The 13,335-nt window shown below is 40.3% G+C and carries 8 protein-coding genes and 3 pseudogenes; 6 read left to right on the top strand and 5 right to left on the bottom strand.

Annotated elements, in window-relative coordinates:
• Positions 1-109: 109 nt before the first annotated feature.
• Positions 110-1,177: pseudogene (locus H6G97_RS55555) on the top strand (diguanylate cyclase domain-containing protein); the annotation flags it as partial.
• A 110-nt stretch (positions 1,178-1,287) separates the two neighbouring features.
• Here the strand turns inward: H6G97_RS55555 and H6G97_RS35185 are convergent.
• From H6G97_RS35185 to H6G97_RS35175, 3 genes and pseudogenes are all read right to left on the bottom strand, one after another.
• Positions 1,288-4,779, bottom strand: coding sequence for an NACHT and WD repeat domain-containing protein (locus tag H6G97_RS35185; protein WP_190945083.1), 3,492 nt, complete (start codon positions 4,777-4,779; stop codon positions 1,288-1,290).
• A 39-nt stretch (positions 4,780-4,818) separates the two neighbouring features.
• Positions 4,819-6,167: pseudogene (locus tag H6G97_RS35180) on the bottom strand (ATP-binding protein).
• 250 nt (positions 6,168-6,417) lie between these two features.
• Positions 6,418-6,849 carry a response regulator gene (locus tag H6G97_RS35175; protein WP_190945080.1) on the bottom strand — a complete coding sequence of 144 codons (432 nt, stop codon included), beginning with the start codon at positions 6,847-6,849 and terminating at the stop codon, positions 6,418-6,420.
• Positions 6,850-7,172: 323 nt separating this feature from the next.
• On the opposite strand from H6G97_RS35175, the gene H6G97_RS35170 reads away from it, so the two are divergent.
• The 5 genes from H6G97_RS35170 to H6G97_RS35150 all read left to right on the top strand — a co-directional run bounded on the left by H6G97_RS35170 (position 7,173) and on the right by H6G97_RS35150 (position 10,955).
• The gene (locus H6G97_RS35170; protein WP_190945084.1) at positions 7,173-7,400 is read left to right on the top strand and encodes a hypothetical protein; all 228 of its coding nucleotides are present in this window, start codon (positions 7,173-7,175) and stop codon (positions 7,398-7,400) included.
• 345 nt (positions 7,401-7,745) lie between these two features.
• Complete coding sequence (locus H6G97_RS35165) at positions 7,746-8,423, top strand: hypothetical protein (RefSeq protein WP_190945078.1); 678 nt, start codon at positions 7,746-7,748, stop codon at positions 8,421-8,423.
• Positions 8,424-9,857: 1,434 nt separating this feature from the next.
• Positions 9,858-10,028 (top strand): ribbon-helix-helix domain-containing protein, encoded by a 171-nt coding sequence (locus tag H6G97_RS35160; RefSeq protein WP_190945076.1) that lies wholly within the window; start codon positions 9,858-9,860, stop codon positions 10,026-10,028.
• A gap of 320 nt (positions 10,029-10,348) precedes the next feature.
• The gene (locus H6G97_RS53410) at positions 10,349-10,552 is read left to right on the top strand and encodes a hypothetical protein (protein ID WP_242055692.1); all 204 of its coding nucleotides are present in this window, start codon (positions 10,349-10,351) and stop codon (positions 10,550-10,552) included.
• 31 nt (positions 10,553-10,583) lie between these two features.
• A complete protein-coding gene (locus tag H6G97_RS35150; protein ID WP_190945074.1) occupies positions 10,584-10,955 on the top strand; it encodes an alr0857 family protein in 372 nt (123 codons plus the stop codon).
• Between the two features lie 221 nt (positions 10,956-11,176).
• Here H6G97_RS35150 and dinB read toward each other — a convergent pair whose 3' ends face one another.
• Together dinB and H6G97_RS35140 are read right to left on the bottom strand one after the other, a co-directional pair.
• A complete protein-coding gene (gene dinB, locus H6G97_RS35145) occupies positions 11,177-12,262 on the bottom strand; it encodes a DNA polymerase IV (RefSeq protein WP_190945072.1) in 1,086 nt (361 codons plus the stop codon).
• A gap of 135 nt (positions 12,263-12,397) precedes the next feature.
• Positions 12,398-13,222: pseudogene (locus H6G97_RS35140) on the bottom strand (sensor histidine kinase KdpD); the annotation flags it as partial.
• Positions 13,223-13,335 lie beyond the last annotated feature (113 nt).

The following is a 13,335-nucleotide window of genomic DNA, read 5'->3' as shown; positions in this document are numbered from 1 at the left end:
ATAACAGCTGATAGGCTCGTAAGTCTACACCCAAGGGGTAAATAATCGGTTTAATTTTTTGAAAAAGTAGATTGTAAGCTAATCGGCACGGAAGTCGCATAATAAGAAGATGAGGGTAGAAGCACAGCAGATATTAAATTTGCTTGAATCGCCTCCGCCAACGGCAACCGACATCGATGCATACCTATATATACTTGCCTGCTCACCTAGCCAATTGATAAACCTATCAGATTTGAGTGAGGCACTCGAAAGAAGTTTACTATACTGTTCAATATTCATTTTCCTGGAGCCAGAACAGGGTAAGGATTGTCGCTCCCATCTGCGTCGCCTGCTTGGGCTTGTAAATTACCAGCACTTAATTACGTTTATAAGTTATATAAAAATGTGTCATCTGTGGATAGAAGCTCACCCCGAAGTTTCTTATAAAGCAGATAAGCGAGTTATTAAGCAATTAAGTAAATTATTAGAATCAGAGCCAAGTTTAGCTGATTTCTTTGATAACTACATTGAAAAAATTAGGCACCAACAGCAACTTCAAACAGAGCATTTAGCTCAAATTGCCCAGCGCCAGCGGAATCAGGAAGCATTACGAAAAGCTTATGAGCAGTTAGAAATCCGGGTTGAGGAACGAACTGCCGAGCTATTAAAATCTAATATGCTCCTCAAACAAGAGATCAAAGAGCGCCATTCGGCACAGGCGCAATTAGTCAATATTGCTTTTCATGATGCATTAACAGGTTTACCGAACCGGATGCAATTTATGGAGCGTCTAAAGCAAACAGTCGAGCGTCCTAAATCTGGTAATTTATTTGCTGTTCTATTCTTGGATTTAGATCGCTTTAAGGTTGTTAATGATAGTCTTGGGCATACTATAGGAGATCAATTACTGGTTGCCTTAGCTCATCGGCTTCAAACTGGGCTACGCTCTGGAGATATTTTAGCTCGCCTGGGAGGAGATGAGTTTGCCATCTTGTTAGAGGAGATTCAGGGAATTAAAGATGTTATTGACATTGCCGAGCGGCTGCAACAGCAATTGGCAATACCTTTCCATTTAAGCAGGCATGAGGTGTTTTCTACTGTCAGCATTGGTATTGCCCTTAGTACAACAGGTGATCACCAAGTAGAGAACCTCCTACGCAACGCTGATATTGCAATGTATCGCGCTAAGGCTTTGGGCGGGGCAGGTTACAAAATATTTGATACAGCTATGTACATTGAAAGCACAAAGCTGTTGCAGTTAGAGACAGACTTGCGACGTGCTATTGAACGCCAGGAATTTCGGATTTACTACCAGCCAATTGTTTCATTGCAAACTGAAAAAATTATCGGGTTATCTGGACTGAAACTTACACTTGTGACTCCACCGCTATGCCCCTTGAGTATTTTAAGTTCTTTACCACTCCTATTCCACAGCTCTACTGTCTTGTCATCACTTGCAGTGGCAATGGTCTGGTTATCCGGACTGAAACTTACACTATAGACCCAACTGCTATGTCCATAGAGTGTTTTAAGTACCTTGCCACTCTTATCCCACAGTTTTACTGTGCCGTCAGAACTTGCAGTGGCGATGGTCTGGTTATCCGGACTGAAACTTACATCAAAGACTGCACCACTATGCCCATTGAGTGTTTTGAGTACCTTGCTACTCCTATCCCACAGTTTTACTGTACCGTCACCACTTGCAGTGGCGATGATCTGGTTATCCGGACTAAAACTTACACTTGTGACATAATCACTATGCCCCTCTAAACGGTTACGTTCTCTAAATTGATTTTCGCCTAATTGTAAGTAGCTCGCCTCCCGTAGCGCTACAATTGTCTCCATCCTGATATTATTTGATTTTGAGGCTTCTATATTCTTAAGATTTCCCCCTGCCTTTAAAGCTTGTGTTAAAGCATCAAAATACTGCTCTGAAAGGAAAAGTGCTTCACTAGAATTAGCTAGTGCTTTAATTTCGCTGCTTTGGGCAAGATTTCTTTGTTCTTGAGCAAGTTTTTTCTGTTCTTGGGCAAGATTTCCTTGAATCCACGCTGTCACTGCCAGCACAGCTAAGACTACTCCAGCTACAACTGAACCAAACAGAGCGCGTTTCAAAAAACTATTAAGTTTGACTTCACCAAGTTTCCTTTGTTCTTCACTGAGCTTTCTTTGCTGCTTTTCTTGTTCTAGTTGAGCCATCAACTCCTGGAGCTTCGGCTCCTGCTGCTGGCGAATCAATAAGGCGATGTAATCATGCACTAGCTGATAACGGTCAGCAGGATTCTTTGGAAGCAAAATCACCAAACCAGATTTGACTAAAATCTCTAACACCAAATCTAAATTAGTGCTACCTGTAGCTAATTCTGCTGTCAATACTTGCAATTCTCGTTCTAATTCTGCACGAGTCTTCAGAGGGCGAGTTCCTTTTTCATCGGTAAGCAAATACAACAAAAAATCTGCGGCTTGTTTATTTTCGACACCACAATCATCAACGACTTCAGCCAAATAGCGTTTAACCAGTTCTTCTTTCGTACCACGCTGCTGATATTCTGCCAGAGTTGCTATGTTTTCTGTTTGTAGTTGCGATCCCACTATCTGCAATTCAATTGGACGTACCTCGCCTAGCTCACCAGCTAAATCTTGTACCAGTTGCTGAATTAAAGCTTGTTCTAATTGAAAACTAGTAGTCTCGGTCAAACGCTGGATGATCGACTTTGTATCATCAAGTGAAAAATTACCTAGCTCATAAAGAATATTGTTGCTAAGAAGATCGTTACCAATAATTGTCATACTAGACAAGCGATTACATTCCAGTAAATAATGCAGGTAATCCACTCGCAATGACAAAATTACTTTCACTGACAGAATATTTAAGCATTCTCCCAGAAATTCAAAAAAATGCTGTCTTTGATGCAGCTTAGTATAAACAAAGAAAAACTCTTCAAACTGGTCAAAAATCAGCACTGTTCTGAGATTGTGCTGTTCATTGTCGCGCAATTGGGCAATTAAAGCGGAACTTTGAAACTCTGAACTAACAACTTCAAGTTCTAAAGATTCTTCATTCTTAGCTCTACCTTTCTGTTCTAATACCTCCCGCATTAGCTTTCCTAATTCTTCTACCCAATTAGTGTAAACTCGCATTAATACAGGTAGATAGTCTTGAATACCTACGCTTTTATTTTTTAAAGCTGGGACTAATCCCGCATTTACTAATGAACTTTTACCAACCCCTGACTGTCCATGAATGACTATCAGCTTGTGATCATGCCGTCCCAGGCGTTCAATTAATCGTTCAATATCTAGTAACCGACCTGATGCAGCGATTTCAGGAGCAATGCTTTCTTGAGTTTCAGTTTTGGTAGCCCCAATTTGAGCAACCTTTGTTGACTGTAATCGACCTGCACCGATAAACGCCCGTAAACCAAACTGCTGTTCAACAGACCTCTGCTGCTGTTTTGTATTGTATGCTTTGAGATATTCTTTTTTATCAAAGTAGAGACGCTGCAAGTAACTGAGAATATCCAAGTGAAGCTGTAAATTCTTTATAGGACTGCTACCATCTCTTGCAACTTCTAGGTTGACAATTGCCTGCTGGGGTGAGCCTAATTCATATTCAGCCTGCGCCAAAATAAAGTAATACAGGCTTAAATCGTATGGAATAGTTGGTTTTTCTGCCCTGTCAGACACTACCCCTAAACTCTCTGTTACTTCTGCGCCAGAAATTACTAGTAAAATATTTAAAGCTTTTTGCGCCAACTCTTTAGCTTCGCTCCAGTGCGACTGAGCCAGCGCAACCTGGGCTAAAAACCCGTAATCTTTCGCCAATTCTATCGGCTGATTGTTAGCTTGGTGTACTTCTAAAGCTTGTTGTGCTAAATATTTGAGTTGCTCCCACTCCTTTAAATCACGCAAGATATTACCAAACTTAGCAATAGAATTAGCAGTTAATTCTTGACTATTAGCTTCGTTGAGAAATGTAATGTATTCTTGCGTATACTGCCAAGTAGCCTGCCAGTCTGGATGAGCAGTATCTTTGATTTTAAATGCTTTGAGATAATAACAGTAAGCTATCTCACCGAGAATCTTGCCCTGTCTTTCGACATTATTCAGTTGTTGCCATAGCACTCTTGCTTTTTGGTAAAACTGTAAAGCATCAGCTATTTTATTATTAACTTGTTTTACAAAACCTAGTACAGAGGCTAAATTAGCTTCTGTTTCCTGATCATTGCACCGTAATTCTTTCTGTGCTGCCTCTAATTCTAACTCTAGTATAGAGTAATCATTTATATTTAACTTCCTATCAAAATATTCATCAGCCAGTTGTTGAATAAACTCACTTAAATCAGGCTGTGCGATCGCAAAACTTCTGCTAGTTCCCCAGCTTTCCAGGTCAGGGGCAATTTCCATAATCGTGTGGTGGATTTCTTCACTAATCCATACCACTACGGGAATAGACAAGTTTTTGCGAAATTCTTCGCGTACCTGATTAGCACTTGTCAACATCTGCGGTAAATCTTGCAATGATTCCCAGCCCACAATCATTAGAGCTTGAGCATCTGGCTGTAGTTCTTCGCGGATTGCAGTAAATAGCGTTCTTTCTGATTGTTTAAGTTGCAGTACTTGAATCTTAATTTTACAGATTTCGCTTAACCTTTCTATCAAGCGAGTCCGTAAATCACTGTAATTACACCGCGCCCAAATCAGCTTAAACTTCCCCACAGAAGCAAGAAGTGTCCAAGCTAGCTGCTGTAGCGATCGCTCGTTGTCTATGGGTTCATCTGATTGGCGCTGTGTATCCATAAAATAGGGGAAGGGGTAAAGGTAAAAGGGGAAAGAGAATCAATTAGTTAACTCCGTTGCCTCTGCCAATATTGGGTTTAAATCAAACCAAGATTCACCTCCATCTCGGTATTCAAACACAAATCTACTACGGATCAGCTTTTGGTATCCTTGATCATCATTGACTTTTTTTCTTTGTTTAACATAACGCAGTAATTCCCACTCCGAATCTGAAATCGGCATCGTCATCTCATTACGTCGAGAGCGAATCACTTGCTCCAGGGTATTACGAGAGAGCGGAAGTGTCATTTCCTCCTGTATCCAAGTATTCAGCAATCTGAGCAAATCTCGCACATGACCACCACTCGCTCTGCATAAGCGCTCTAGCGTTTCTACATTGTCGAAGATTTCAGTAATGTAGTTTAACCGCTCATCTGGTCGCAAATCAGGAAATGCCCTTGCTAACACCATCTGCTGCATCAGCGCCAGCCCCTCAAGATGTACGCTTCCGTCTGGCCATTGCACTGGAACCATCGGCAGTACTTTTGGATCTTCCGGGAATCTTTGGGTCAGCGTTCCATAATCATTGGAGAATTTCAGCGCCAGGGGCATTGTAAAAACCAAATGGCAGTTGAGCTTTGTCAAAAACTCCCCCTGATCCACGAACATATATTCCTGTTGCGGACGACCCCACGGCTTGATCCGGTTGTCTATGCGGTCTAAGTTATCTACAATCACCACCAGTCCCTTTTTCCCCTGCTGCTTCAGTTTGGCGATCGCCGGCTCTAACAGTTCTCGATTAATCGCTTCCAGCAATCTGGTCTTCTGTGGCCCCAGGTATTGATTCAGTTTCTCCCGCAGCATTGGGTTACTTTTCGTCTTCGCTGTGATTTCCCCGATTCCCAGCGCTAGGGAGAATTTCTCCTTTTCAGTAGACAAGCCAATATCGCCTGCTGGTGTTTTTACTTTAAATCCCGTTACTTCAGAGTCCAACGCCCTCAATGCCCCTTGCAGCAGTTCGTAGAATCTGTTCGGTTCAGAGAGCGTGATTTTTTCTAGGCTTTGGCTTACACGGTGGGCGATCGCTAGCAGCACATCTGCAATGTCCACGTCCGTCATTTCTAAGTCTTCACTCGACTCAAAATATACTACGTGATAACCTGAATCTTCTAATTCCACCTGTAGCCTTACTAGCTCTGTCGATTTTCCACAGCCAATATGACCAGTGAACAGAGTGCAGGTCGGTTCATTCGCTTTGAAGAATGTGATTTTCTGCTTCAGCTTGCCAATAATATCGCCACCCCTGACTGAAGAGAAATCAATGTAGTACTTTTTATCTAAGCCTTATTGACCTGTAAAGTCCGGCTGGGGTCTGTTCGCTGGAAAAACTCTAGTAAATCTATACTCATAGATTAAGTAATATACTGATTTCTTAATATTTTTTAGAAAAAGAATAACTATTAGACTTTATTAAATAACACTAAACTGATTTTTACTTCTATATTTTAAGTGGTTACTGCTCAACATGAATATTCAACTACTTGCAGTCATGGATTACCTCCAGTAGTACCCTCAAGGGTAATATTTCAACCATTACGATGCCTAGTGGGGCTATGTCTAACAGTAGTTATTAAAGCTTTTGACGATTTTTACAGCCAGCTATAGTAATTTCGCTACTTCTTCCATTAAGTAGGTAGGGTTTGAAGGTTTTTGAATATAAGTTTGAAACCCTGATGCAAGCGCTTTTTCATAGGACTCTCCTTTAGAAACACCACTTAAAGCAATTGCCGGAATTTCTCTAGCTGGTGAGAGTGGTAGCGACCTAACTTGCTGTATTAACCAATACCCGTCTTTTGTCGGCATCGCAATGTCAGAAATTAAAAGATCCACTCTGTTTTGTTGAATTAGTTCAAATGCTAACGAGGCATTATCTGCCAACATTACATTAATTCCATATCTACAAAGTAAATACCTTATTAAACTCAGATGATTATTGTCATCATCAACTACAAGTATTGTTAATCCTTTAAAGATAATATCTACCTCTATTCTTTGGTCTGATAATTTTGCAGCCTCAGCATTTTCTAACATAATCAGATTTAACCATTACTTGCTTGCTCAACGCGGGATAGAACATAATTTATAATTACAAGAAAGAAAATAGGGGACTTTTAAAATGTTGTTCCCTGGTTTATATAGAAGTTCGATATGTAATATTCTTCAGCTAGAGTATTGTGTTTTATGCAGAAATAACGAAACATATTGAAACTGCCGTCACACAAGATTTAAGCGCAAGTATCAACAGCACCCACGATGTAACCCAGCGAGATGCGTGTAAACCAATGGTTTACATTTGTCACCCTGCGATATACCTTCAACACCTCGAATAACCCACACAGGGGCAATTGTGTGCGATGGCATACCCGCCCCCTTCTTGCGATCGCCTAGCTTGCGGCTACTACCAAGTATCTCTGCACGGCGAAGATTTGGGGGACTGGTCGGAGCTTAGGGTGCTGGCGGTTTTGTCGGGGTTACAGCAGGAATTCTATCGGGGGCGGTTGCCGGGGTTGGCGGTTGGGTTTCGTTGGGAAAGCAAGGCTGACGGTACGTTTAGTGGCAGCTCGCTGAGAGCAACCAGGTAGATAGAGTACTTAAGGGTGCAATGGCGCAAAGCGATCGCAGAAGTGCAAAATTCCTGCTAATTTAACCGCTATCCAGGCTTATGGATTCATCTTTCAATAGCTGTGCTTTTGGTCGTGCCAGCTTTTCTAAAGAAACCATTGTTTTATCAGTAAATTTACTTGAGGATTATCTGCGAAGTTTCAATTTTAAGAGTAATTACCAATTCCGCTTGTACAGGAAAAGACTATCTTCATACAAAGTCTCTGTAACAAATTATGAAAAATTCACTCTTTGTTAATTGTGCAGTATTCACACTGTTAGTAGCTGCCCCGATTTTATCGTCGGTTGAGGGAGTGTTCGCTCAAATGACTAAAGCAAGTACTGTTGAACAGCAGGTTCAAGCAGCAGTTTTAAAAAAATTATTAATTCCCAACCAATCACGAATAAAAGTAAATTTTTACAAGACAAAAGTTATTGGTGACTACGCTTACTTGCAATGGTCCCAAGGAGAAGCTGGAGGTGCTGCCACTGCGACAAGCTTAATTAATGATGGAATTCCTCCCACAATAGCAAACAGGTTTCTAGAAACTTCTGCATCAAGACAAACGGATAACTCAGAAATACAAACTTCAATTATTTTTGACGAGGGAGAAGCTTTTCTTAGTGTTGCCGACAAAAATGTAAATGCTTATTTTTACAATACTCAAAGGCGTGATTATCATATCGCTAAAATGTTTGAAACAACCTCTTTTATGTGCGAAAAAAATATGGTTTACCCAGGCATATTTTGGCATTATTATGCAAATAACGGCAGGGCTAAATTAGGTAGTGTCAATATCTCATGCAAACTAGCTAAACAAGTCGTAGAAGCGTACAAAGTGCGATCGCCAGAGCCAACAACTATTGGGTTCCCACAAGAGGAGAGTGGCACACTTATTAAGAAAAACTACAGAATTGGAATACTTAATACTGATTATGATTCCAACAAAAAAAGAAGATGGATTAAATTTGTAGAAACTTTCACTAAAGCATTTAGACAATAGTTAAACGCGTAAACATCGACTGATTTGCTAATTTTATTATGCCACTTTGTAGACAATATTTTTATTTTAAAAAGAATACGACTACGATTACAGCAAAAAATATTTCAATGGTACTATTTATTTGCCTGCAATTCCTAAAGGGAAATTTTCAGGAATTTCTGAAGATGGTGGCTTGGTAGACGGCATCCCTCCAATAACAATTTGAAGGCGAATTAATGGAAACGAGCGGGGATTAAGTCAAGTCTGCGATTGCCTTTGGCATCGGCGAAGCCAATCACGGCGATAGCCATATCTCTTCAACAGCCGTGCTAGGAGTCCAACAGTAACACCAAAATTTTATCACATCTGACGTGACTACAGCAACACCGAGGACAACAGCATCACAGCTTTAAATACTTTAGTCAATAGTAAGTAGCTAAACAAAATTAATTACACAAAATTAAGCATAAACCTCCTATCCACGCTAGATCCTCATGTGTAAATAATTATGTGCGATTACTTATATAAGTCTTTTCTATTTAGCTATATGTGATCGCCGGTAAAATCTAGCCGTTAAAATTAAATACAGAGTATTGTACATACTCAACATCAAACGGATCGGAAATGAGAGCCATAAGTTTTTAAGTATAAATGCTTACGATATCTCCAGAAAGTAGATACTCAAGCCACAACCAAGCGAACTTTCTCTCTGTTTGAAGTGGTAAGTGCAGCCTTTGGTGCATCTGGAGTCAAGATAGTTGACTCTTATGAGCGACCAACTTGGATATTACGGATGGTTGGTTACTGGGTATCTCCTCAACACCCATTACGCCATGAAAGAGCATTCATGCTCACAAGCACTTGCTTAAAATTATTAAACCTTAAGCAAGAACCGAAAATTTTCGCTTCTTGCTTAAGGTTTCGTTAATTTATAGAGCTAAATATAGTGATTGAATTCATGTCTATATCTAGAGTACTTAACCAGTTTCACCTTTGGGTAAAGAGCAGATAAATATTTGATGCAATTATATGAAGACAACATTTAGTAAATTCAATTGGCAATACTTACTGATTATAATTCCGTTACTACACTGGTTCAGATTGCACTTTGCTTAATAATATCTACAAGAGATACAAGCTAATTTCAAATGTTCTAAAGTTCATATTAGTAATTTATCAGTGGAATTTTGGATTACAACTAAATACCCTGAATAGGTTGTGTTAAAAATAGTTTTAGGCAAGTATGCGGTGGTTAATATCTATATATTTGTTAAGTATTGCACAAGGCATTTAAACCTCTTGCAAAAGTTACTTTTGCAAAAGGAGGGTAAAGGGTAAAGGGTAAAGGGTAAAGGGTAAAGGTTTTTTCTTATTCCTTTCCCCCTTCCCTTTTTCCCCACTTTTGCAAAAAGTCTAGTCTAGATAATTCATTAAATTTGGTTAATATAGCAACTCATGAACAAAAAATGGGCTGTCAAACGACTCACAATAAATCTCACTTCTAGCGAAAGCGAGAAACTTGAAAAATATTGTGTAAGCACAGGTAGACCAGCAACTGATGTGATTCGGGAGTTAATTCGCTCTTTGGTAATAACCCAGCAAGAAACGCTTGAACATTCTAAATAAAGCTTATTTCTGAATCCCTTATATAAACGCCCAAAATTTGCTGAACACAATCTCCATCTTTACCTCTGCTGATATAAATTGCCATAATTCCACCTTTACAATTTAGGATTAAGCAATTAAATTGTTATATAAAGCTTATTTGATGTTGCCTTAACTGTTAATAACAGATAATTCTTAAACAACCAATATTTATTAATAATAAATATCCTGATGGGGGATTGTTATGTATCAAATATTATGTGTTTAATAAATTAGTACCTGATTTAACAAGAAAACTTTTCGGTTAATTCTAACCCCCGCTTCCCCGAAAACTTGAAGCGATGGTTCTTTATAAGGTAGTCACAGCTTGTCAGAGATGTAACTCTCATAAAAACTATGTTTGGCGACAAGCCGCAACTCTTGGAGACGCTACGCCAATGCGTTTACATACCCTGTTTGAAGCTGGTATGCAACTGTGTACAAAGCCAAAAGTACCAATCCACCCCGCGATTTCTTTTGCCGAACAGCTTCGGATAGATATGTAAGCAAGCTTGAAATAACAGGAGAGGATAAGAAATGCTGAAATTAACTTACACTCAAAGCAGCTTTTATTTAGAATGTCTTACTCTGTCGCTAGAAGAATGGGTGGCCCAGCGAGTGATTTTGGGACTGCGAGTTGGGCAAAGTTTATCAATTCAACCTAGCACCGCCTCCTTTTTGCTTCCTGCTGATTTACCAGGACTAGAAGTGCTTAAGGCTGAGGTCAAAAGAGATGACACAGAAATCGTCACCCTTTGTGCCTGCGATGCCGAATATATGGAAGTTACCCTGCGAGGTTCTTGGCTATTAGATAGTTCTAAGGATGCTGTAGGTGTGTTTTTCACCACCATGAGCCATCACACTGAGTTATTTTTACACAAACTTTGGCAGGAAGCTGAAACTCCATAGGCTACGTCTTCACCTCCTCCTTTCCCAGGGGGAAAAAGACCCGTCAACCGCGCCAAAGTTCCAGTTTATCAGTCCCTGATCATTAGCGTAGACGTAGCCCGCCGCAGGCATCGCTTGTAGAGTGGAAGAATTCAGCCATATTCACGCTGGTGAAGCATTAAAAAATCAACTATCCCAATTACAACAAGAATTGGGAGATAGTTCAGACACACAAGTGTAAGCTAAAATATAATGCCTGCATTTTGAAATAGTGGCAATTGAATTACTTGGGTTTGTTTGGCGTTATCCAAATTGGACAAGGAAATGCCCAGCAACCTAATACTGCGATTCTGCAAGTCAATTGATAAAAACAGTGTTTTGGCTATTTCAAAAATCGTATCCAATTCACTGATAGGAGCAAGGATTGTCTTGCTGCGGGTTAGTTGCTGATAGTCAGAAAACTTGACTTTCAGAGTTAATGTGCGCCCCCGTGTTTCGTGCTGCTCTAACCGTTGCTCGACGATTTGGGCAATCTGTTCGAGTTCTTGCAAAATCTGACCGACATCGCTTAAGTCCTGTGCAAACGAGTTTTCTGCACCAATGGACTTACGAACTCGATTTGCTTCAACTGGACGGTCATCTTCTGCTCTGGCAATCTTGTAGTAATAATGACCTGCTTTACCAAAGTGGTGTGTTAGCTCAATCAGCGATCGCTGTTTCAAATCTGCGCCAGTATCAATGCCGAGCGAGTGCATTTTAGCCCCCGTAACTTCTCCAATCCCATGAAATTTCTCAATCGGCAGCTGTTCTACAAAGGCGATCGCATCCTCTGGCAAAATCACCGTTAGTCCGTTGGGCTTATTTTGACCTGATGCCATTTTTGCAAGAAACTTGTTAATCGACACACCCGCAGTTGCCGTCAACTGAGTTTCCTGGAAAATTGCAGTTTTGATGTGTCTTGCGATAGTAGAGGCGTAGGTGATATTCTGCTTGTTCTCAGTAACATACAGGTATGCTTCATCTAGCGCTACCCCTTCCACTAAATCACTGTAGCGTTTGAAGATAGCGTGGATTGCAGCAGAAATCTCTCGGTAAACGTCGAATCCCGGTCTGACAAAGATAAGTCCAGGGCATTTTGCGATCGCAGTTATTGAAGGCATTGCTGAGTGAATGCCAAACTTACGAGCTTCATAACTGGCTGCTGCAACTACGCCTCGCTGATTCGGGCTGCCACCGACTACTAACGGTTTGCCTCGGTAGCTAGGGTTGTCCCGCTGTTCCACCGATGCGTAGAAGGCATCCATATCTACGTGAACTATCTTTCTCACTTGGAAGCAGAGTGAACCATTAGAAAGTTAGGCTAACTGGTGCTTAATAAAATACTATATTATCAATTTTATAGTACATTAGCATTACTTGCTAAATATTTATAATACTTTTAGTCTGTAGATGTAGTGATTAACTCATTTCTCGGTAGCGATAATATGTAAATCTATTTTTTGATGCCTAATTAGCTCCATCAATCTTTGTGTGAAGGAACCTTTGAGCCATCGTCTCCATGAAGACTGCTGGCTCTCACCAATGATAATTTGAGTAATATGATAATCTATTGCAACTTGAGCAATTTTCTTGGCGATATTTTGGCTCTTGAAGTGTAAAAATTCGCCACTAAACTCTCGACATAATTTCTCGCATATATCGATATGTAAACTTTCTTCTTTGGTGAGGAAACGTTCGGGATGTCCTACGAACACAGTATACAATCGCGCATTCATATAATTGGCAATGCGTGCGCCTCGACGTAGCAACTGCACTGAATCAGGGTAAGTAGATACACATACTAAAACTCGTTCGTGAACATTGCAAGTTTGTCCTACTAAGCTGGAAGTGTTTCCTTCTTCCTCAACTGTATCTGCTACTTCTCTTAATGCTAGTTCCCTTAAAGCAATAAGATTACGACGCTGAAAGAAGTTTTTCAGGGATTGCTCGATTTTTTCAGGAGCATAAATTTTTCCTTCTTGTAAGCGCTCTTCTAGAGTTTCTGGAGTAACATCAATGACAACCACAGCATCAGCTTCATCAAGTACATAATCAGGAATACGCTCTCGCACCACCACACCTGTAATTCTTGCCACTAGGTCATTTAAACTTTCTAAATGCTGAATATTGACAGTGGAATAAACATCAATTCCAGCAGACAAAATTACTTCCACGTTCTGATAGCGCTTTTCTCGTTGAGAACCAGGAACGTTAGTATGAGCAAGTTCATCCACTAGAACCCAATACGGTTCAGTTAAGGCTCAAAGTCATGTAAATTAGGCATTGTTCCGAAGAATGGAAATTAAGTGTCGTGCATCTGAGGGATTTTTCATTGGTGTCTCCTGAGATACAAAATACTGAC

This window comes from Nostoc flagelliforme FACHB-838 (genome assembly GCF_014698065.1).
Taxonomy (GTDB): Bacteria; Cyanobacteriota; Cyanobacteriia; order Cyanobacteriales; family Nostocaceae; genus Nostoc; species Nostoc flagelliforme_B.
The sequence above is the reverse complement of the archived record's forward strand: the minus strand, read 5'-3'. Positions and strand labels throughout refer to the sequence as shown.

Bases quoted from the DNA above. Each gene is read 5' to 3' on its own strand.
- H6G97_RS35185 (WP_190945083.1), bottom strand. From the start codon at position 4,779: ATGGATACACAGCGCCAATCAGATGAACCCATAGACAACGAGCGATCG.
- H6G97_RS35175 (WP_190945080.1), bottom strand. From the start codon at position 6,849: ATGTTAGAAAATGCTGAGGCTGCAAAATTATCAGACCAAAGAATAGAG.
- H6G97_RS35170 (WP_190945084.1), top strand. From the start codon at position 7,173: ATGGCATACCCGCCCCCTTCTTGCGATCGCCTAGCTTGCGGCTACTAC.
- H6G97_RS35165 (WP_190945078.1), top strand. From the start codon at position 7,746: ATGACTAAAGCAAGTACTGTTGAACAGCAGGTTCAAGCAGCAGTTTTA.
- H6G97_RS35160 (WP_190945076.1), top strand. From the start codon at position 9,858: ATGAACAAAAAATGGGCTGTCAAACGACTCACAATAAATCTCACTTCT.
- H6G97_RS53410 (WP_242055692.1), top strand. From the start codon at position 10,349: ATGGTTCTTTATAAGGTAGTCACAGCTTGTCAGAGATGTAACTCTCAT.
- H6G97_RS35150 (WP_190945074.1), top strand. From the start codon at position 10,584: ATGCTGAAATTAACTTACACTCAAAGCAGCTTTTATTTAGAATGTCTT.